This window comes from Pseudoalteromonas sp. 3D05 (assembly GCF_002723455.1).
Lineage (GTDB): Bacteria > Pseudomonadota > Gammaproteobacteria > Enterobacterales > Alteromonadaceae > Pseudoalteromonas.
Genome location: NZ_PDUS01000010.1, coordinates 61,889 through 78,116 on the forward strand (window position 1 = coordinate 61,889; position 16,228 = coordinate 78,116).

Consider the following 16,228-nt stretch of genomic DNA (forward strand, 5'->3'; position numbering starts at 1 on the left):
TCACAACTTCAATCCCTTATGCGGTGAGCTTAGTGTCGTTACTAATATGGGCTAATACTGGATAAACTAAATTGGCTTTGCATTATAGTTTTGCCATCTATGCCTTTAAGCTGCAATGAGATATCTGGGTCTGCTTGCTGCCAATCAATGCTTAAATCGCCATAGTTAACTTGATGAGTAAAATCACCTACACGGTGTTTATTAGGACTAACATCTTTCCATTTTTCAGTTAGGCCAGAGCTTGTCATTTCAACTAATGGATAATCTAGGTTCTCTCTGTATTTTGAGATTTCGCCCCAGTGCGTATCACCACTTGCGATAATTACCCCATTCACTTTATGTTTTTTTATCAGTGAAAATAAACGATTACGGTCTTCAGGAAAGTTTGCCCATGACTCCCAACCAGTAAAATCAGGTAATAACTGCAAGCTTGAAGTGATAAGTTTAATTGCCGCAGGCTTTTTAAGCTCTTGCTCAAGCCAAAGCCACTGAGCCTCTCCCAGCATTGATGCGCCGCTTACCTCTGTTGGGCTGTATGGTCCTTGATTATTGGCTTTGCGCTGAGTGTTGTACTGCGTTTCGCTCACATGGTTAAGTGCATCGCGGTTCCAGCGTAAATCAGGCATGATCACTTGTACTGTTTGCTCGCCTTCACCATACATATACGAGGTATAGATACCATCAGGGCGTGTGCGGCGTATGGAATTTTTTGGTTCGCCAAAAAAATCGAGCATGATTTGTCGTGATTGCTCTTTGTGTGGGTACTCTTTCCCTGCATCGTTTTGGCCAAAATCGTGGTCATCCCACATGGCAATAATCGGCGTGTTTGCTTTTAACGTTTTAAACCCTAGCTTTGCACCCAACTTTTGATATTTGTTGGCGAGCACGGTCATATCATTGGTATCACCATAAATGTTATCCCCTAAAAAGATAAACAAATCGGCATTTTCGTTATTGATGGCATCAAAAATGGGAATTGCTTTGTCTTGATGACCACACGAGCCAAACAGAATTTTATTTGGTGCAGTTGCGGCTACTGCACTAAAGCTGAATAATATACATGTTATGAAGGCTGTTTTAAGTCGTTTCATTTTAAAACCTCGCTAATCGCAGGTGCCATATTTGGGTTGAGTTGCTGTGGGTTTTGCCCTAATGCTTTTAATACAGTGGCTGCCACCTGTGCTTGTTTAAATTCTTGCTCTGCTTTCATTAAACCAGTTTGCTTTATAGACGGTCCCATTGCTGCCAGCCATATATGTTCAGAGCCAACAATCCCATCAGGAAACGCCTTACGGCCTTGCTCTGATTGAGCCAGTGCACGTTTTGAGCTATGGTGCTGCCAATCATTAACATGACTGCCACGGCCATGATCTGTAGTAACAATCAAGGTGGTGTTATTTTTATATCCCTCCGTGGCTTGCAGCGTTTGCCATAAGTCCCTAATAAACGCATCACTTTGCTTAGCCGATTTTAAATAGTGATCGTAATCACCATCGTGGGCAAAATCATCGGTTTCTCCAAGGCTAATTACTAATAACTTTGGCTTTTTAGCCAGTAAAAAAGCTTTAGCAAAGCGATAGGTAAAGCTATCTAATCGCACATTATGCCAAGGACTGGGGACCTCATTTTGCATCGCGTTGAGTAACTGCGCATCATCTGAGAATTCAGCGTCAATAGGCATAAAGCCCGCATTCACGTATACGCCACTGCGCTTGTCATTTACGATATATGGAAATACATCCCAGCCACCAAATAATGCCGTTTTATTTTTGTATGCAGGCTGCTCGTGTAACAGCTCCAATATGGTTTTATTAGGGTTATAGTTTTTATCGTTACTATTAATGTTTTCATCAACAGTACCGGTTAAAATTTCGTTGTACCCCGGATATGAAAAGTACCATGGGTTACTTACCGACATCTTGGAGTCATTATTTCTATCACCAATAATGGCGCCTTTGTTTGCCATTGTTTGAGTAATAAATGGCATTAATAATTTCTGTCGTTGTTTTGGGTCTTTATGCCAAAATTCACTGTTTAATTGGGCTTGGTTTTTTACAAAGTCCGCGTTGTTTATTAATGCTTCATCTGCACCACTAAACACTTCTTGCCAACGTACACCATCGAGTGTCACTAACACGACATTTTGCGTGGCATTTACTAACGTGCTGGTTGCAACGAGCAGCCCTAAGAGCGTTATTTTTAATATTGTGTTCATAAAGTTACCTTAAAAAGCAAAAAGCCCATCAATGATGGGCTTTGTGATTTATAACTAATTTTTAAAAATTAGCAGTAAATGTCAGTGCTGCAGTACGTGGCGCACCAATAAAATAGGTAGAACCATTACCAGTACCACCGCTTAAGTATTGTTTGTCTGTCACATTTGTCACAGCAAAAGCAATATCTATTGATGTAAATGCGCCTGCATTTACCTCTGCGTAGTAGCCTGCGTTAAAATCAATCACTGTGTAACCATCAACCTCACTGCGTGCTCGAGTTTGCTCATCAGTCCATGCGCCGAGACGCTCACCAGTGTATTTAGCCGACACACCAAAGCGGAAATCTCCGCTGTAATAATCCGTTGAAAGCACAAACATATCACTAGGCGCATCAATAACATCATCACCCGCTCTAAAGCTTGGACCGGCATCAGCAATCAGTTCGCCATTAGCGTATGAACTTGGGTCGTCAGATGCATATTCGGAGCTATTATTAGTGTACGAGGTATAAATATTCCATTCATTGGTCAACATATAGCTTGCCGATAATTCAAAGCCTTGTGATTCAATACCACCTACATTAATGTATGAGCCATTAGTACCAATAGTGTAATCAATACCGCTGGTATCACTGCCAGGGGCAATAAAGGTAATACGGTTTTCAAATTCAATTGAATAAGCAGTGGCTGTTAGGCTTAAGCGGTCAGCTTGATAACGTACACCAAAATCAATATTCTCAGCCGTCTCTGGTTCTATATCAGTCAGCGCCGAGCTATCACGTTCAAGCACACCGTCTTTAATCGCGGCAAAGTTTTCACTGTAACTGGCAAATAATTCAGTGCTGCTACTAAGCTGATACAGCGCACCAGCGCTGAATAATACATCTGAATCGCTATTAATTTTATCAGAGGTTATATCGTTAAAGTGGTCGTATTTTTGTAGCTCAACTAAGTATTGCTTTGCACCGAGATTTAAAGTGAAATCACCTAATGCCACTGAGTCTTGGATATACCATTTGAACGTATCTGTATCAAACGTGTTTTTATACTGCGTCCAATATGGTGTGCTATCAAAGTGATGATACACGCGAGCATCAATCACTTTGTGCCAATCACGCGATTCATCACGCTCTGATTGCTCATACCAAATACCCGCTTCAATATCATGCATGCCAAACGTGACACTATAGTCTGCAGTTAAGCCTAAGCGGTTTTTATTATAATGAGTATGGCGATATGACATAACAGGGGTTGCTGAATCGTCATAACAAGCTGGGTTTAAACCTGGGCCTGACGCCCACGGCCAACTCAAACTCTCGGTACAGTTAGCATCAGGTGCGAGTGGGTTACCGACACTGTCTGCAAACCCGTATGACCCTGCATTCGAGCCGCCCTCTGTTGTAGGGTTCCCTTCGTCATCGACTGGAGATGTTAAATAAGGCGGGATCCAATCACCTCGGCCCGAATTTTTATGATAATAAGGGCTAATTGTCAGTAATGATGAAGGTGAAATCGCATATTCAAACTTTAGATAACCTAAGGTGTTTTCACGCAATGTGCCCCAACCTTCTGCAAACATTTGGTCAAAGTGCGGCGTACCTGTCCAATTCCAAGTTAGTTGGTCCCAATCGGGTGTTTGTGCGAACTGTTCAAGACTTACACTGTTGTAGTTAGTTTCGCTCACATCATCATACGATAAACGGCCAGTAACCGTTAATGCATCAAAGTTAGATACAAATTTAGCCTCGGCGTGTTGATTGTCTTTGCCGCCATTACTGCCATCACCAACCCAGCGGCTGGTGTCTGTTTGTGAATAACTTACATACGCTTGCGTGTTATCGAAAATAGTGCCCGTTTCATGTTTAATATAGTAACGCGTAGCGTCATGATCGCCATTGGTATAAGCAAAGGTGGTGCTTTTATCAAGGCTTGGGTCTTTACTGACAAAGTTAAATGTACCGCCTAAGGCTTCAAGCGATGCTGATGCGATATCAGAGGTGCCTTGACCGACTTCTACAGTTGCGAGGTTTTCGCTATCTAAATAACGGTTCGCTTTAGCACCACCGCCATAATTTGAGCCACCATTAGGTATTCCATCAATGGTCATACCTAATTGCTGTTGATTACCGTCGATGCTAAAGCCACGCATCGTAATAGTTGTTGACCAGTCATCACCACCAAAGGCATCACCTTCGTTTATGCTGATGCCGGGTAAATTATCAATCACTGATAACACACTCGATACTGAGCTTTGCTGCTCAAGCATTGCAGGTTCAATTACATTATTTGCGTAACTAGTTGGTTTTGCCACCACGGTGACTTCTTCGATTTCATTATTATTTGCATGACTGTTTGTGGAGAAAGCTAACGCAATCGCTAAGCTTAGTGCGCTTTTATTTTTAAGAATGTACATCATTGTTCCATTTGCAATTATAGTGTTGTAAACGGGAACATTATGGTGATAATAAGTGACAGAAAAACGCGTTTTTATTTACGTAACAGTTACCAAAATATGTACTATTTATGGCATAAAAAGTTATTTATTCAGTTTTGACGCAAAATCATGAATCTCACTCTTTGGTAGTGCAGGTGCATAGAGCCAGCCTTGTGCTGTTTGAATACCTAAACATTTAACCCAAGCAAGCTCCTCTTCAGTTTCAATGCCTTCAGCTACAACCGAAAAACCAAGCTGTGCAAAGATCTCTGCAACTTGCTGGTAAAGCACCTTGCCAGCTGGTTGTTCACATTGCAGCAAAAACTTGCGGTCTAGTTTGACATGTTTTACAGGTAAATTAGCCAACATTGATAAACTTGAATAGCCAGTACCAAAGTCATCAAGTACCGTTTCAATTTTATTTTCGCGCAGTTTATCAATGTGCTTAGTGACTAAAGATTGTTGCGTTAAATAGCTTGATTCAACAATTTCAATTTTAACTTGATCTGGAAAGTCAGAGAACAAATCACATATTTTATTGACCATTGATTCACTGGTTAACACATCAGGATTAACATTAATACTGATCACTGGCTCGAAACCTATATTCTGCCATTGCCGAAGATCGCGCTGTGCTTGTTCGATAACCCAGTGATCTATAATTGCTGTTTGCTTATGGGCAATTAAGGTATCTAAAAAGTAAGGCCCTGTTATCGTTCCATCTCTTTTTACTAACCGTAAAAGCGCTTCAAACCCATTCACCCGGCCTGTATTAATATCTATTTGTGGCTGGTAATAAAGCGCCAAGCGTGACTTAGAAATTGTGTTAAGCACATCGGTTAGGCGACCCATTGAGTTATTTGTTTCTCGTTGCTGTTGAATAAATCGCTGTTCTGACTTTGCAGCAAACCGTTCGCTCACATTTAGTTGGCCACTGAGTTTATAAAATGCTAGCTGATAATCATTGCGTTCACTGCTTAGCTTTAAAAATGGATAGTAAATACATGCATTACAGATTATTAAAAAAACCTGTAATATCGGCGCAACAAGATCGGTACCCACCATACTGCCATTAACGATTGTAGGGGTCATCCAACTTATTGACACCTCTTGATAGCCTACAGCGCCAGTTGAAATTAAAAAGTAACTTACAATAAAGTTGAAACAGGGAGCAAGTATAAAAGGGATTAATAAAAGCGGATTTAGAAAAACAGGTAACGCAAAAAGAATAATCTCACAAAAATTAAACGCCGAAAAAGGCAATGACAAACGCGCTATATTTTTCTCATGACTGGCGTTTGACATAAAAAATGCGGCAAGGATCAAACCAATAAAACAACCAGTTCCCCCTATTAATACAAATGTGTCATAAAAGGTTTTTGCTGTTAAACCAGGAAATATATCTGCATCTAAAAATGCTTGGTTAAACATCATTGAATAAACGTTGTCACCATGTACTCCGAAAAACCAAAAGCCATGTATCATCACCATACGTTTAAATAGTTGCTCAGAAACGGAGCTTCCGCTTTCCATAGGAACTAAATAAATTAGTAATGTTTGCATTATCTGTTCAATGATCGGCACAATTATAAACAGAGCAAAAAATGCGACTGTAAAAGGCAGGATCAGCATTAACTTTTCTTTTAAAAAATCGCTAATAAAGCTTGAATCAAAATATTTTTGTGGCAACACCCGATAAGATAACATTAACAAGTAACTCGTTAACGAAGGGATCAGTATAGCGTACGCTGATGCACCAGTAGCATCAACATAGACGCCCCCAGCGCTAAAAACGAGAAAGTCGCTATGGATGATAAACGAGATTATTGCCAACATGCTGCCAACCACAGCACTCTGCCCTAAATTTTTAGATAAATGATAACCAACAGATAACACCACCATCACCGGAAACAACAATAAAATTGCACGGGAGCTCTTTTGGACTATGCCATAAGTTGAATCTGCTGATGATAAAAAAGAAAAATTAAGGGCAACATTAAGTGCGAGAATAGCCAAAGCAGAGCAAACAAAATAAGGTAATAAAGCGATAAAAGATTCACGTAGCGATAGTACAAATCGCGAATGCGCAAAGCGTGAAAAACCATTATTTATGTACTTAATAGCCGCCAACTTTTAGTCTCGTAGAGATGTTTTTTTAGATTATAAGTTAATTAGCTATAAAAAGTTAGTTAATAGCTTGGCAGTAAAGAAAAATCCCCTTTTAGTATCAATCAAGTGCAGTATTTTTGTACTGCACTTAATAATTTATTCCCGTTATTTATACTAACTCACTCAGCATTGACTCATCATAAGCCACTAACTCTTCATCATTAGTCACTTTACTGATGTAATCTGGGTTCGCAATAAATGGGCGTCCGATTGCAATTAAGTCAAATTTATTGTCGCTAATTGCTTGTTTTGCTGTATCAAAACTGTAACTTCCAACACCAACAAGATTGCCAGTATAATGAGCTCTTAAGTATTCTGATGTAGTTTGGTTATCTAAGCTTGCAAAGCGCATGCTGTCGTCAAAAATACCGCCATGAACGTACGCTAATTCACGCTCATTAAGTGCCGCCAATAAAAAGTCGAATACCGCTTTGTCACGGCTATCCTCTTCCATATTAAAATAAGCTCCAGGCGATAATCTAAGCGCTGTTTTGTCTGCACCTACAGTGGAAATAACAGCATCTACTACATCAAGCGCAAAGCGCGACATATTTTCTGGCGTTTGACCGTACTCATCCTCACGTGTATTTGCTGCATAATGTAAAAATTGATCTATTAAATAGCCATTTGCCCCATGGATTTCCACACCATCAAAGCCTGCTTCAAGTGCGTTTTCTGCTGCTTTTGCATAATCGGCCACCAATTGCTTGATCTCATCAATTGTGGCGGCTTTAGGCGTTTGATAGGTTAACTCACGCATTCTTGGCACTGAGCCTTCAACACCAATAGCGGAAGGTGCCAATACGTCACCACCGTCAAAAAAGTAAGGATGCGCCACACGACCAACATGCCAAAGCTGAGCAAACATTTTACCGCCCTTCTCATGGACTGCATCCGTAACCTTTTTCCAGCCTTGTATTTGCTCACTGGTAAATAACCCCGGTGTATTTGGGTAACCTTGTGCATCAGGGCGAATAATTGTCGCTTCGCTAATAATTAGCCCGGCATCTGCGCGACGCGCATAATAATCGACCATGGCCTTTGTTGGCACTAAATTGTCATCGCTCATACAACGAGTCAATGGCGCCATCATCACGCGGTTTTGTAGTTCGATACTGTTATTTAACCTGTAAGGTTTTAGTAAATCGGTAGTCATTCTTACGATCCTTATCTTGAGTGTACATTCAAGATAAGGTCGTTAAAGCAATTATTCAAGTCTATTTTGAATAATTGTTCAAGATTAAGTAAACTGATACCACTTACTAAGTAAACATATCAATAGTAGCGAGAATCTATGCGGGTAGCCGAGTTTGACCGTGAGTTTGTTTTAAGACAAGCCATGCTTGCATTTACACAATGCGGGTATGCAAAAACAAGCATGCAAAAGTTAACCCAAGTAACTGGGCTGCACCCAGGTTCTTTGTATGCGGCTTTCAAAAATAAAAAAGGCGTGTTCTTAGCAGCTATAGAACAATATCAAACCGATAAAAATCAGCAATTCAATGCTTTATTTTGTGCAGACACGCTCGTTTTACCAAGCTTGCGCGCGTACTTAGAACTAGTCGTAGCAGAGTGTTTAGGAGGTGATAGCATGAAAGTGTGTTTACTCACAAAAAGTATATCAGAGGTTGAAGGACAAGACACTCAAATAAGCAAGGTGTTAAGCGACAATTTAAATGCCTATGAACAAGCCCTTGCTTTTCAATTTAACCGCGCAATAGAGCAGCAAGAAATACACTCGGAGCGCTCAGCTTCGCAACTTGCTCGCTTTTTTGCAATGAGTCTATACGGGCTTAGAACATACGCATTAACAAATAATAATCCCAAAGACATTAACCAGCTAGCCGATGATTTATTCAACGCTATTAGCAATTAATTTTTAAGCAATCGACAGGCTGTCATATTATTCAATATACTAGGGTCAACAGACCCTAGTTAACAAGACAGCCAAAAAATAAGTGAGCCTTTATATGAATAACGCAACAGCGAGCGCAACTGAAAAGTTCGAATCTATCTTAGGTTTAGGAGCAAAAAAAAGACTGGCATTTATGTTTGAAACCGTTCAAGAGCTTAAACAAATATGGATATTAAACGACGATGACGGTTGCGTGATGCTTGCTAATGAGGATGACGACTGCGTTCCTGTTTGGCCAGAACGTATTTTCGCAGAAGCCTGGGCAACCGGCGAGTGGGAAAACTGCACCGCGAAAGCAATTTCTTTAAAAGACTGGCAAAGCAGATGGACACCAGGGCTTGAACAAGACGACCTACTCGTTGCCGTATTCCCTACTGAAGAAGATGACGGCACTATCTTGTTTCCTGATGAATTTGATGCACAATTAAGAGCGAAAAAGAAACGCTTTTAATTTTCCTAATGTAAAAAGCAAAAAAGCGACCTTAGGTCGCTTTTTTTAAATCAAATGGCGGTGAGGGAGGGATTCGAACCCTCGTTAGGGATTAACCTAAACACACTTTCCAGGCGTGCGCCTTCAGCCACTCAGCCACCTCACCACATGCGTTATTCTGTAACGCGTTGCAATAGTATGAAATAGCGCACACTCGTGCAAGGTGTTTTTCAGCATTGCATTTCAATTGCTTAGTATATAAACAAAAAAGGCCGTTAATCTTTAAATTAACGGCCTTTTGCAATAACGCTTACGATATTAACGCTTTAATGACGCTGAAAAATCAAGCATACGGTTAAGCGACTTGAGTGCGCCTTCACGAAGGTCCATATCAACGAACACTTCTTTACCGTTTACATCTATTAAAGCTTCCTCAATGGCTTTGAGGCCGTTCATTGCCATCCACGGACAATGTGCACAGCTTTTACAGGTTGCGCCTTCGCCAGCCGTTGGTGCTGCAACAAATTCTTTATCAGGGCATAGCTGCTGCATTTTATAAAAAATGCCGCGATCAGTGGCCACAATAAACTTTTGGTTATCCATTGTTTGAGCCGCTTTGATCAGCTGACTTGTAGAGCCTACCGCGTCAGCTAAAGCAACAATTTCAGCAGGAGACTCAGGGTGAACCAATACGCCAGCATCAGGATACAACGCTTTCATATCTTTTAGTGCTTTTGTTTTAAACTCATCATGTACGATACACGCGCCATCCCACATGATCATGTCTGCGCCTGTATTCTTTTGAATATAAGCACCAAGATGCTTATCAGGGCCCCAGATAATTTTTTCACCCATTTCATCTAGGTGTTCAACTATTTCTAGCGCGCACGATGAAGTAACAATCCAATCAGCACGAGCTTTAACTGCTGTAGAAGTATTGGCATATACAACCACTTTACGATCAGGGTGCTGATCACAAAACGCTGAGAATTCATCAATTGGGCAGCCAATATCAAGCGAACAGGTTGCTTCAAGCGTTGGCATTACCACGGTTTTATTGGGCGTTAAAATTTTAGCCGTTTCACCCATAAAACGTACACCAGCAACGATGATCATATCTGCATCATGTTTTGCGCCAAAGCGCGCCATTTCTAAAGAATCAGCAACACAGCCACCCGTTTCTTCTGCAAGAGCCTGAATTTCTGGATCTGTATAATAATGGGCTACAAGTACCGCATTTTTATCTATCAATAACTGTTTTATTCGTGCCTTATATTGCGCTTGCTCATCGTTGTTTAACGGAGCTGGCTTAGGAGGAAAGATATATCCTTCAGGCATTATAGTTTGAGCTAGACTCATTTCTCGACCACTTAAGTTTACAGTGCAATTATGGGGCGAATTATACGAGAATCTAGTGCTAAATAACAGTAGGGTTAAAGAGTCTGTGAGAATTAAATATAAGGAGAGATGATATCAAGAATGGTGGGTCATGATGGACTTGAACCATCGACCAATGGATTAAAAGTCCACTGCTCTACCAACTGAGCTAATGACCCGCTCTTGATCTACTTTGAAGTAGGCACTGCGTAAATCCGCCGATTGAACCATTCAATATTAAAAAGAATGGTGGGTCATGATGGACTTGAACCATCGACCAATGGATTAAAAGTCCACTGCTCTACCAACTGAGCTAATGACCCGCTCTAATGCTACAAGTTAATGTAACTAAACACTAATACGTAAATCCGCCGATAAAAGACCACTCTATTCTTACATGATAAGAATAGATGGTGGGTCATGATGGACTTGAACCATCGACCAATGGATTAAAAGTCCACTGCTCTACCAACTGAGCTAATGACCCGCTCTGTGTCTAATTGCCACTAATTCATCCTGAAGCTTGGGCCCGGCTCGTCGTCCTGACTCGCATTCATAAGACTGCGAAACTTCGTTTCGGTTCTTATTCACCCAACTGAGCTAATGACCCGCTCTTTTTTCCGCAATTTGAGTGGTTGAACCATTCCTCTGCTGCGGGCGCTTATAATACTTATTTAAAAAATGAGTGCAACAGAAAATGTCTCTTTTTTTAAGTTTTTATGTCTAGTTGACCAATTTTAGACCGCTTATGACAAAAAGCAGTCTAATCAAGCTCATTCTACATTTTTGCTAGGCGTTCTGCGGCCAATTTTGCAGCAGTTGTGCTTGGGTATTGATTGATCAGTTCATTTAAAGTTTTTAACGCAGATTCTGTTAAACCTTGTTCATGAAGCAAAGTACCCAGCTTTAACATAGCATCTGGACGTTTATTTGAATTTGGAAATTCATTTACAACGACTTTAAAATGTTCTGAAGCTTGCGCTGAATCATTTTTGATCGACAACAGCTGCCCTAACCAGTAATGTGCATTAGAGGTATACACAGAATCGGGATAAGTAGTTAGAAAAGCTTGGAACTCTGGTATAGCTTGATCATAGCGTTTATCTTTCATTATTAACGCCACAGCACGATCGTAAGCTTCATTTTCTGACAAGTCAGTACTTATTGTTTGTGTTGCTAAAGGCTCACTGTAGTCTGTTTGCGGTGTTTGTGCTGGCTGTGAATATGCTTGGCTTACACGATTTTCAATTTCTTGATAAAGTTCGCGCTGGCGCTGAAGAACCTTTTCTAGTTTATAGCTTTGTTCTTCTGTAATACCACGCACTTGACTGACTTCATCTTGCAAAATATTGAGTTGCTGTTGTAACTCTACCTGCAACAAATTGCGTGATTGCATCATTTTTTCAAGAGCAGCTAAACGCTTCTCAACGCTTGATTGCGAGTTTGCAGCATCTGAAACAGGAGCGGGAGCAGCCCATAATTGGGTGCTCCCGCTTAAGATCATTGCTGCCAAAATAATTTTCGGCTTCATAATGTCTCTAATCTTAGTAAACTAATACCGCACGGCGGTTTTTTGCGAAAGCTGATTCAGTGCGAGACTTAACCATTGGCTTCTCTTCACCATAGCTCACAACTGACATTTGGCTAGCAGAAACACCTAAACTTTGTAGGTATTTTTCAACTGATTGGCCACGATGCTCACCCAGTGCAATGTTGTACTCTGGCGTACCGCGCTCATCTGCATGGCCTTCAATAAGCAGCTTAACAGATGGATTTTGTACTAAAAACTCAGCATGTGCACGTAATAATTCAGCATACTTGCCTTCAATTGTTGCTTTATCAAAATCAAAGTAAATAACTTGCTCTTGACGAAGTGACTCGTACTTTTGACGAAGCTCTTCTTGTGCTTGTTGCTCTGGCGTAATTGTAGACACTTCAACCGTGTCATTTTGCACTGTTTGCTCAGTTGCGCTTTGATTCGATTGGTTTGCAGCACCTTCATCAATATCTGATGATGAGCTACAAGCTGCTAAAGTCATTACAGGTACTGCGATTAACAGACCTTTGAGTATTTTATTAAGTTGCATTGAGTAGATTCCTATATTGTATAAACTAGCAATTTATTACTGTAAGTAAGGCGACCAAGCTGGCGCCTTTACTTCTCCATTTAGCACAGGCAAGCGTGCTTTAAAGCGACCATCCATTGATACTAGCGCCAGCACCTGTTTATTATTATGGAGTGTGCTATAGATGATCATTGAACCATTTGGCGCAATACTTGGAGATTCATCTAAACGCGTACGAGTTAGCACCTGAAAAGCGCCACTCGCCAACTCTTTTTTAGCGAGATGGTACTGACCTTGTGTACGGTTAACCATCACTAATTCTTTTCCGTCTGGCGTAATTGAACCGGCAAGGTTCATATCACCGTCGAACGTCATTCTTTTCGCTCTGCCAGTTTGTAAATTTAACTTATAAATCTGAGCATTACCACCCCTTTCAGAGGTAAACACAACATCTTGGCCATTTGGATGCCACGATGGCTCGGTATCTATACTACGGTGGTTTGTAAGGCGTGTTTCTTTGCCTGTACCCAAATCGCGCATGTACACTTCAGTTGCACCATTTCTGTCTTTAGACAACACAAGTAATAGTTTTGTACCGTCTGGTGAAAACTGAGGCGCGCCATTAATCCCTTTATGACTGGTGATCAATTCACGCTTACCCGTGTAAAGGTCTTGCATGTAAATTTGACTCTGGCGGTTTTCAAACGTCACATACGCAAGCTTAGTGCCATCTGGTGACCATGCTGGCGACATCAGTGGTTCTTTTGAACGTAATAAAACTTGTTCATTAAAGCCATCATAATCAGCAACAACGAGTTGATATGGCATCGGTTCTTGATCACGCACGATAACATAAGCAATTTTTGTTAAAAAAGCACCTCGTTCACCCGTTAGCTTTTCATAAACCACATCACTTATTCTGTGTGCATAACGTCTAAAGCCGTTTTCAGGAATAATGCTTTCGCGCGCTTCTTGAATATGATCTTGGCTTTTTACAAGCTTGCCGTTGCTCATCATTTGCGTTTCACCGCCCGTTATTTGGGCACGGATCACATCAATTAATTCATAGCTGACTAAGTAACGACCATCAGGTTGCTGCTCTACGTTACCAACCAAAATAGCCTCAACGCCGAGATTTACCCAAGCAGAGTAGTCAATATCGCCGTCTTTGCTTGGTAACTGTGGCATATCATCAACACTAATTGGTTTAAATTTACCACTGCGCATTAAATCTTGAGCAATCACTTCGCTCAGCTTTTGTGGAATAGGCGCTATACCATTGTATTTAAATGGGACAATTGCTATGGGTCGTGCACCATCTATACCGTCTGTTATCACGATTTCTAATGCTGCACTGGCAATGCCATGAAATCCCAGTAGTACAATAAAACAAGCAGTTTTTATCTGGTTAAACATATCAATCCTTTAAAATTGAGGCGCTATAGTTAAGTTAATATTTTTTAATTGCTCAAATACGTCACGGTCTTTCGAAACAGGCAGAGTATCGGCCATCCGTACCGCGCGCATTGCAGCTTCGCACACTAAAGTATCTCCGCCCAATGATTTTACTTGCGTTACAAGGCCATTAAAACCTAGACGTATATTAAGACGACACTCTTTACCTTTCATCTTTACATCTTTTAAGAAGTTTTGTTGTATACGCGCCATTATTAAAGCTTTAAATTTTTCTACTTCGCCAACCACTTGCTGTTGACGTACCTTGTTACGCGCTGCCTGCTCTTTTGCCAACTGATCTTGAAGCATCTGCTCCTGTAACGCTTTAAGTCGAGCCTCTTCAGCAGCTTCAGCACGTTCTTTAGCTTCTTGCTCTTCACGTGCGCGTTGTTCTTCCGCTTTTTTCAAAGCCTCTTCTTCTGCTTTACGTTTATCAGCTGCTGCTTTTGCTGCTTGTTCAGCTTCTTCCTTTTGCTTTTCAGCTTGCAGAGCTTTAGCACGCTCTTTTTGTTCAATCTCTCGCGCTTTTTTAGCTTGAGCTTGCGCCTGAGCGGTCTCTTTTTCTTTAGCTCTGCGTTCGTTCTCTAGCTTTTTAATACGCCTTGCTTCTTCTTCGCGTTGTTTACGCGCGTCATTGGCACGACGCTCAAGATCACGTATACGTTTATCTTCAGCACGTTTTTGAGCATCTTCTTTACGTTTCAGCTCAGCAATTTTTTGCTCAACCATCTTTTGATCAACTGTCACTGCCGCAACCGCATTATCGGCTTCGGGCATAGGCTCTGTGTTAAGTGTTACTTCTAACACTTTTGGACTGGGCATATGGAAGCTTGCCGATCCTATAATTCCACCAATAATGAGCAAATGTAACAACACAGATTTTATTATTGAAGCACCCATATTAGCCATTACTTCCTTCAAATGATTCTGTCATTAGACCAACCGAAGGAACACCTGCATTTTTTAAGAAATCCATCAATAATAAAACCTCTTGATAAGACACTTTGCCAGAGCCTTTAATCATCACAGGTGTCTCTGGGTTCTTCATTAATTGCAATTTAATCACAGCTGCAACATCGAGCGCTTCCATCGGCTCTTCTGGGTTTGTGCCTACACTAACATAATACTTACCTTGCGCATCTATAGACGCAATAATCGGCGGTGTATCTTTAGTATCAACCAGATCAGATTCTTCCATCTTTGGTAAATCAACTTTTACGCCGTGTGTAATTAACGGCGCGGTTGCCATAAATATAATAAGCAATACCAGCATGACATCGATGTAAGGTACTACGTTGATCTCAGCAACAGGGCGACGTTTATTACGCTGATACATTCGCTTTTGCCTCTATTTGTGTAGCTGCTTGACGGTGTAAAATATTCGCAAACTCTTCCATAAAGTTAATGTAGTTTGATTCAAGCTTTTCTACTTTATTAGAAAAGCGATTGTAAGCAATAACAGCCGGAATGGCCGCAAATAGACCCATCGCCGTTGCAATCAATGCTTCAGCAATACCTGGAGCAACCATTTGCAATGTCGCTTGTTTTACTTCACCCAATGCAATAAATGCATTCATGATGCCCCAAACAGTACCAAATAGACCAATGTACGGACTAATTGAACCAACCGTCGCTAAAAAAGATAAGCTAGATTCAAGTTTTTCAATTTCACGTGAAAGTGCTACGCGCATCGAACGGTGCGTGCCTTCCATTACAATACTTGCGCTTTGAAATGATGTTTTTTTATGGCGTGCGAATTCTTTAAAACCTGCGATAAACAATGCTTCAACACCCGTCACTTGGCTGCGAGAAGAAATTTCATTGTAAAGCTTACTTAGATCAATGCCTGACCAAAATTTCTGTTCAAAACGTTTTGCATTTATTAGCGCATCTGAAATTGCTTTTTTACGCTGAAAAATAATTGCCCATGACATAATTGACATACCCACTAGCGACAACATCACTAACTGTACCAATACACTTGCTTCGAGGATTAAATCTACAAAATTAATTCCTGATCCCACAATAAACTCCCAATTCGATTTCTTGTTAAGTACGCATTTTATAATGTGCGAGTATGACCAATGAAATAGTCAATAGTTCAGGCTAGTGTATCCACTGTGTCGTTCACTGACAACGATGTTGCTACGAATTAGCAGCAAAAAAC

14 protein-coding genes and 4 tRNA genes are annotated in these 16,228 nt (G+C 40.8%); 2 read left to right on the forward strand and 16 right to left on the reverse strand.

Features of this window, described 5'->3' with window-relative positions; genetic code table 11:
- Positions 1-41 precede the first annotated feature (41 nt).
- The 5 genes from CSC79_RS11560 to CSC79_RS11580 form a co-directional block, all read right to left on the reverse strand.
- The gene (locus CSC79_RS11560) at positions 42-1,091 is read right to left on the reverse strand and encodes an alkaline phosphatase D family protein (RefSeq protein WP_099295962.1); all 1,050 of its coding nucleotides are present in this window, start codon (positions 1,089-1,091) and stop codon (positions 42-44) included.
- Entirely contained in the window at positions 1,088-2,215 is a 1,128-nt protein-coding gene (locus CSC79_RS11565; protein ID WP_099295963.1) for an alkaline phosphatase family protein, read from the reverse strand. Before CSC79_RS11565 ends, CSC79_RS11560 begins: the two co-directional genes overlap by 4 nt.
- Before the next feature lie 61 nt (positions 2,216-2,276).
- Positions 2,277-4,628 (reverse strand): TonB-dependent receptor, encoded by a 2,352-nt coding sequence (locus CSC79_RS11570; protein WP_099295964.1) that lies wholly within the window; start codon positions 4,626-4,628, stop codon positions 2,277-2,279.
- Between the two features lie 123 nt (positions 4,629-4,751).
- Positions 4,752-6,779: an EAL domain-containing protein gene (locus tag CSC79_RS11575; protein ID WP_099295965.1), complete on the reverse strand. Its 2,028-nt coding sequence runs from the start codon at positions 6,777-6,779 to the stop codon at positions 4,752-4,754.
- Between the two features lie 148 nt (positions 6,780-6,927).
- Complete coding sequence (locus CSC79_RS11580; RefSeq protein ID WP_099295966.1) at positions 6,928-7,974, reverse strand: alkene reductase; 1,047 nt, start codon at positions 7,972-7,974, stop codon at positions 6,928-6,930.
- Between the two features lie 138 nt (positions 7,975-8,112).
- On the opposite strand from CSC79_RS11580, the gene CSC79_RS11585 reads away from it, so the two are divergent.
- Both CSC79_RS11585 and CSC79_RS11590 read left to right on the forward strand, forming a co-directional pair.
- Positions 8,113-8,694, forward strand: a complete 582-nt coding sequence (locus tag CSC79_RS11585; protein WP_099295967.1) for a TetR/AcrR family transcriptional regulator — start codon at positions 8,113-8,115, stop codon at positions 8,692-8,694.
- 94 nt (positions 8,695-8,788) lie between these two features.
- A complete protein-coding gene (locus CSC79_RS11590; RefSeq protein WP_099295968.1) occupies positions 8,789-9,184 on the forward strand; it encodes a DUF2750 domain-containing protein in 396 nt (131 codons plus the stop codon).
- A gap of 55 nt (positions 9,185-9,239) precedes the next feature.
- Here CSC79_RS11590 and CSC79_RS11595 read toward each other — a convergent pair.
- The 11 genes from CSC79_RS11595 to tolQ form a co-directional block, all read right to left on the reverse strand.
- Positions 9,240-9,329, reverse strand: a tRNA-Ser gene (locus CSC79_RS11595).
- Between the two features lie 152 nt (positions 9,330-9,481).
- On the reverse strand, positions 9,482-10,522 hold the full coding sequence (gene nadA / locus CSC79_RS11600; RefSeq protein WP_099295969.1) for a quinolinate synthase NadA: 1,041 nt from the start codon (positions 10,520-10,522) through the stop codon (positions 9,482-9,484).
- A 121-nt stretch (positions 10,523-10,643) separates the two neighbouring features.
- Positions 10,644-10,719 (reverse strand) — tRNA-Lys (locus CSC79_RS11605).
- Positions 10,720-10,787: 68 nt separating this feature from the next.
- A tRNA-Lys gene (locus CSC79_RS11610) sits at positions 10,788-10,863 on the reverse strand.
- 88 nt (positions 10,864-10,951) lie between these two features.
- Positions 10,952-11,027, reverse strand: a tRNA-Lys gene (locus CSC79_RS11615).
- Between the two features lie 291 nt (positions 11,028-11,318).
- Positions 11,319-12,071, reverse strand: coding sequence for a tol-pal system protein YbgF (ybgF, locus tag CSC79_RS11620; RefSeq protein WP_099295970.1), 753 nt, complete (start codon positions 12,069-12,071; stop codon positions 11,319-11,321).
- Between the two features lie 13 nt (positions 12,072-12,084).
- The gene (gene pal, locus CSC79_RS11625; RefSeq protein WP_099295971.1) at positions 12,085-12,627 is read right to left on the reverse strand and encodes a peptidoglycan-associated lipoprotein Pal; all 543 of its coding nucleotides are present in this window, start codon (positions 12,625-12,627) and stop codon (positions 12,085-12,087) included.
- Positions 12,628-12,663: 36 nt separating this feature from the next.
- Positions 12,664-14,022 (reverse strand): Tol-Pal system beta propeller repeat protein TolB, encoded by a 1,359-nt coding sequence (tolB, locus tag CSC79_RS11630; RefSeq protein ID WP_099295972.1) that lies wholly within the window; start codon positions 14,020-14,022, stop codon positions 12,664-12,666.
- Between the two features lie 9 nt (positions 14,023-14,031).
- Positions 14,032-14,961 (reverse strand): cell envelope integrity protein TolA, encoded by a 930-nt coding sequence (gene tolA, locus CSC79_RS11635; protein ID WP_099296020.1) that lies wholly within the window; start codon positions 14,959-14,961, stop codon positions 14,032-14,034.
- 1 nt (position 14,962) lies between these two features.
- Positions 14,963-15,397, reverse strand: a complete 435-nt coding sequence (gene tolR, locus CSC79_RS11640) for a protein TolR (RefSeq protein ID WP_099295973.1) — start codon at positions 15,395-15,397, stop codon at positions 14,963-14,965.
- Positions 15,384-16,085 carry a protein TolQ gene (gene tolQ, locus CSC79_RS11645; RefSeq protein ID WP_099295974.1) on the reverse strand — a complete coding sequence of 234 codons (702 nt, stop codon included), beginning with the start codon at positions 16,083-16,085 and terminating at the stop codon, positions 15,384-15,386. The genes tolR and tolQ overlap by 14 nt, the downstream gene beginning before the upstream one ends.
- Positions 16,086-16,228: the final 143 nt, after the last annotated feature.

What these genes read in the sequence shown, in the direction of transcription:
- CSC79_RS11560 (WP_099295962.1), bottom strand. Translation starts at nt 1,091, where the DNA reads ATGAAACGACTTAAAACAGCCTTCATAACATGTATATTATTCAGCTTT.
- CSC79_RS11565 (WP_099295963.1), bottom strand. Translation starts at nt 2,215, where the DNA reads ATGAACACAATATTAAAAATAACGCTCTTAGGGCTGCTCGTTGCAACC.
- CSC79_RS11570 (WP_099295964.1), bottom strand. Translation starts at nt 4,628, where the DNA reads ATGTACATTCTTAAAAATAAAAGCGCACTAAGCTTAGCGATTGCGTTA.
- CSC79_RS11580 (WP_099295966.1), bottom strand. Translation starts at nt 7,974, where the DNA reads ATGACTACCGATTTACTAAAACCTTACAGGTTAAATAACAGTATCGAA.
- CSC79_RS11585 (WP_099295967.1), top strand. Translation starts at nt 8,113, where the DNA reads ATGCGGGTAGCCGAGTTTGACCGTGAGTTTGTTTTAAGACAAGCCATG.
- CSC79_RS11590 (WP_099295968.1), top strand. Translation starts at nt 8,789, where the DNA reads ATGAATAACGCAACAGCGAGCGCAACTGAAAAGTTCGAATCTATCTTA.
- nadA (WP_099295969.1), bottom strand. Translation starts at nt 10,522, where the DNA reads ATGAGTCTAGCTCAAACTATAATGCCTGAAGGATATATCTTTCCTCCT.
- ybgF (WP_099295970.1), bottom strand. Translation starts at nt 12,071, where the DNA reads ATGAAGCCGAAAATTATTTTGGCAGCAATGATCTTAAGCGGGAGCACC.
- pal (WP_099295971.1), bottom strand. Translation starts at nt 12,627, where the DNA reads ATGCAACTTAATAAAATACTCAAAGGTCTGTTAATCGCAGTACCTGTA.
- tolB (WP_099295972.1), bottom strand. Translation starts at nt 14,022, where the DNA reads ATGTTTAACCAGATAAAAACTGCTTGTTTTATTGTACTACTGGGATTT.
- tolA (WP_099296020.1), bottom strand. Translation starts at nt 14,961, where the DNA reads ATGGGTGCTTCAATAATAAAATCTGTGTTGTTACATTTGCTCATTATT.
- tolR (WP_099295973.1), bottom strand. Translation starts at nt 15,397, where the DNA reads ATGTATCAGCGTAATAAACGTCGCCCTGTTGCTGAGATCAACGTAGTA.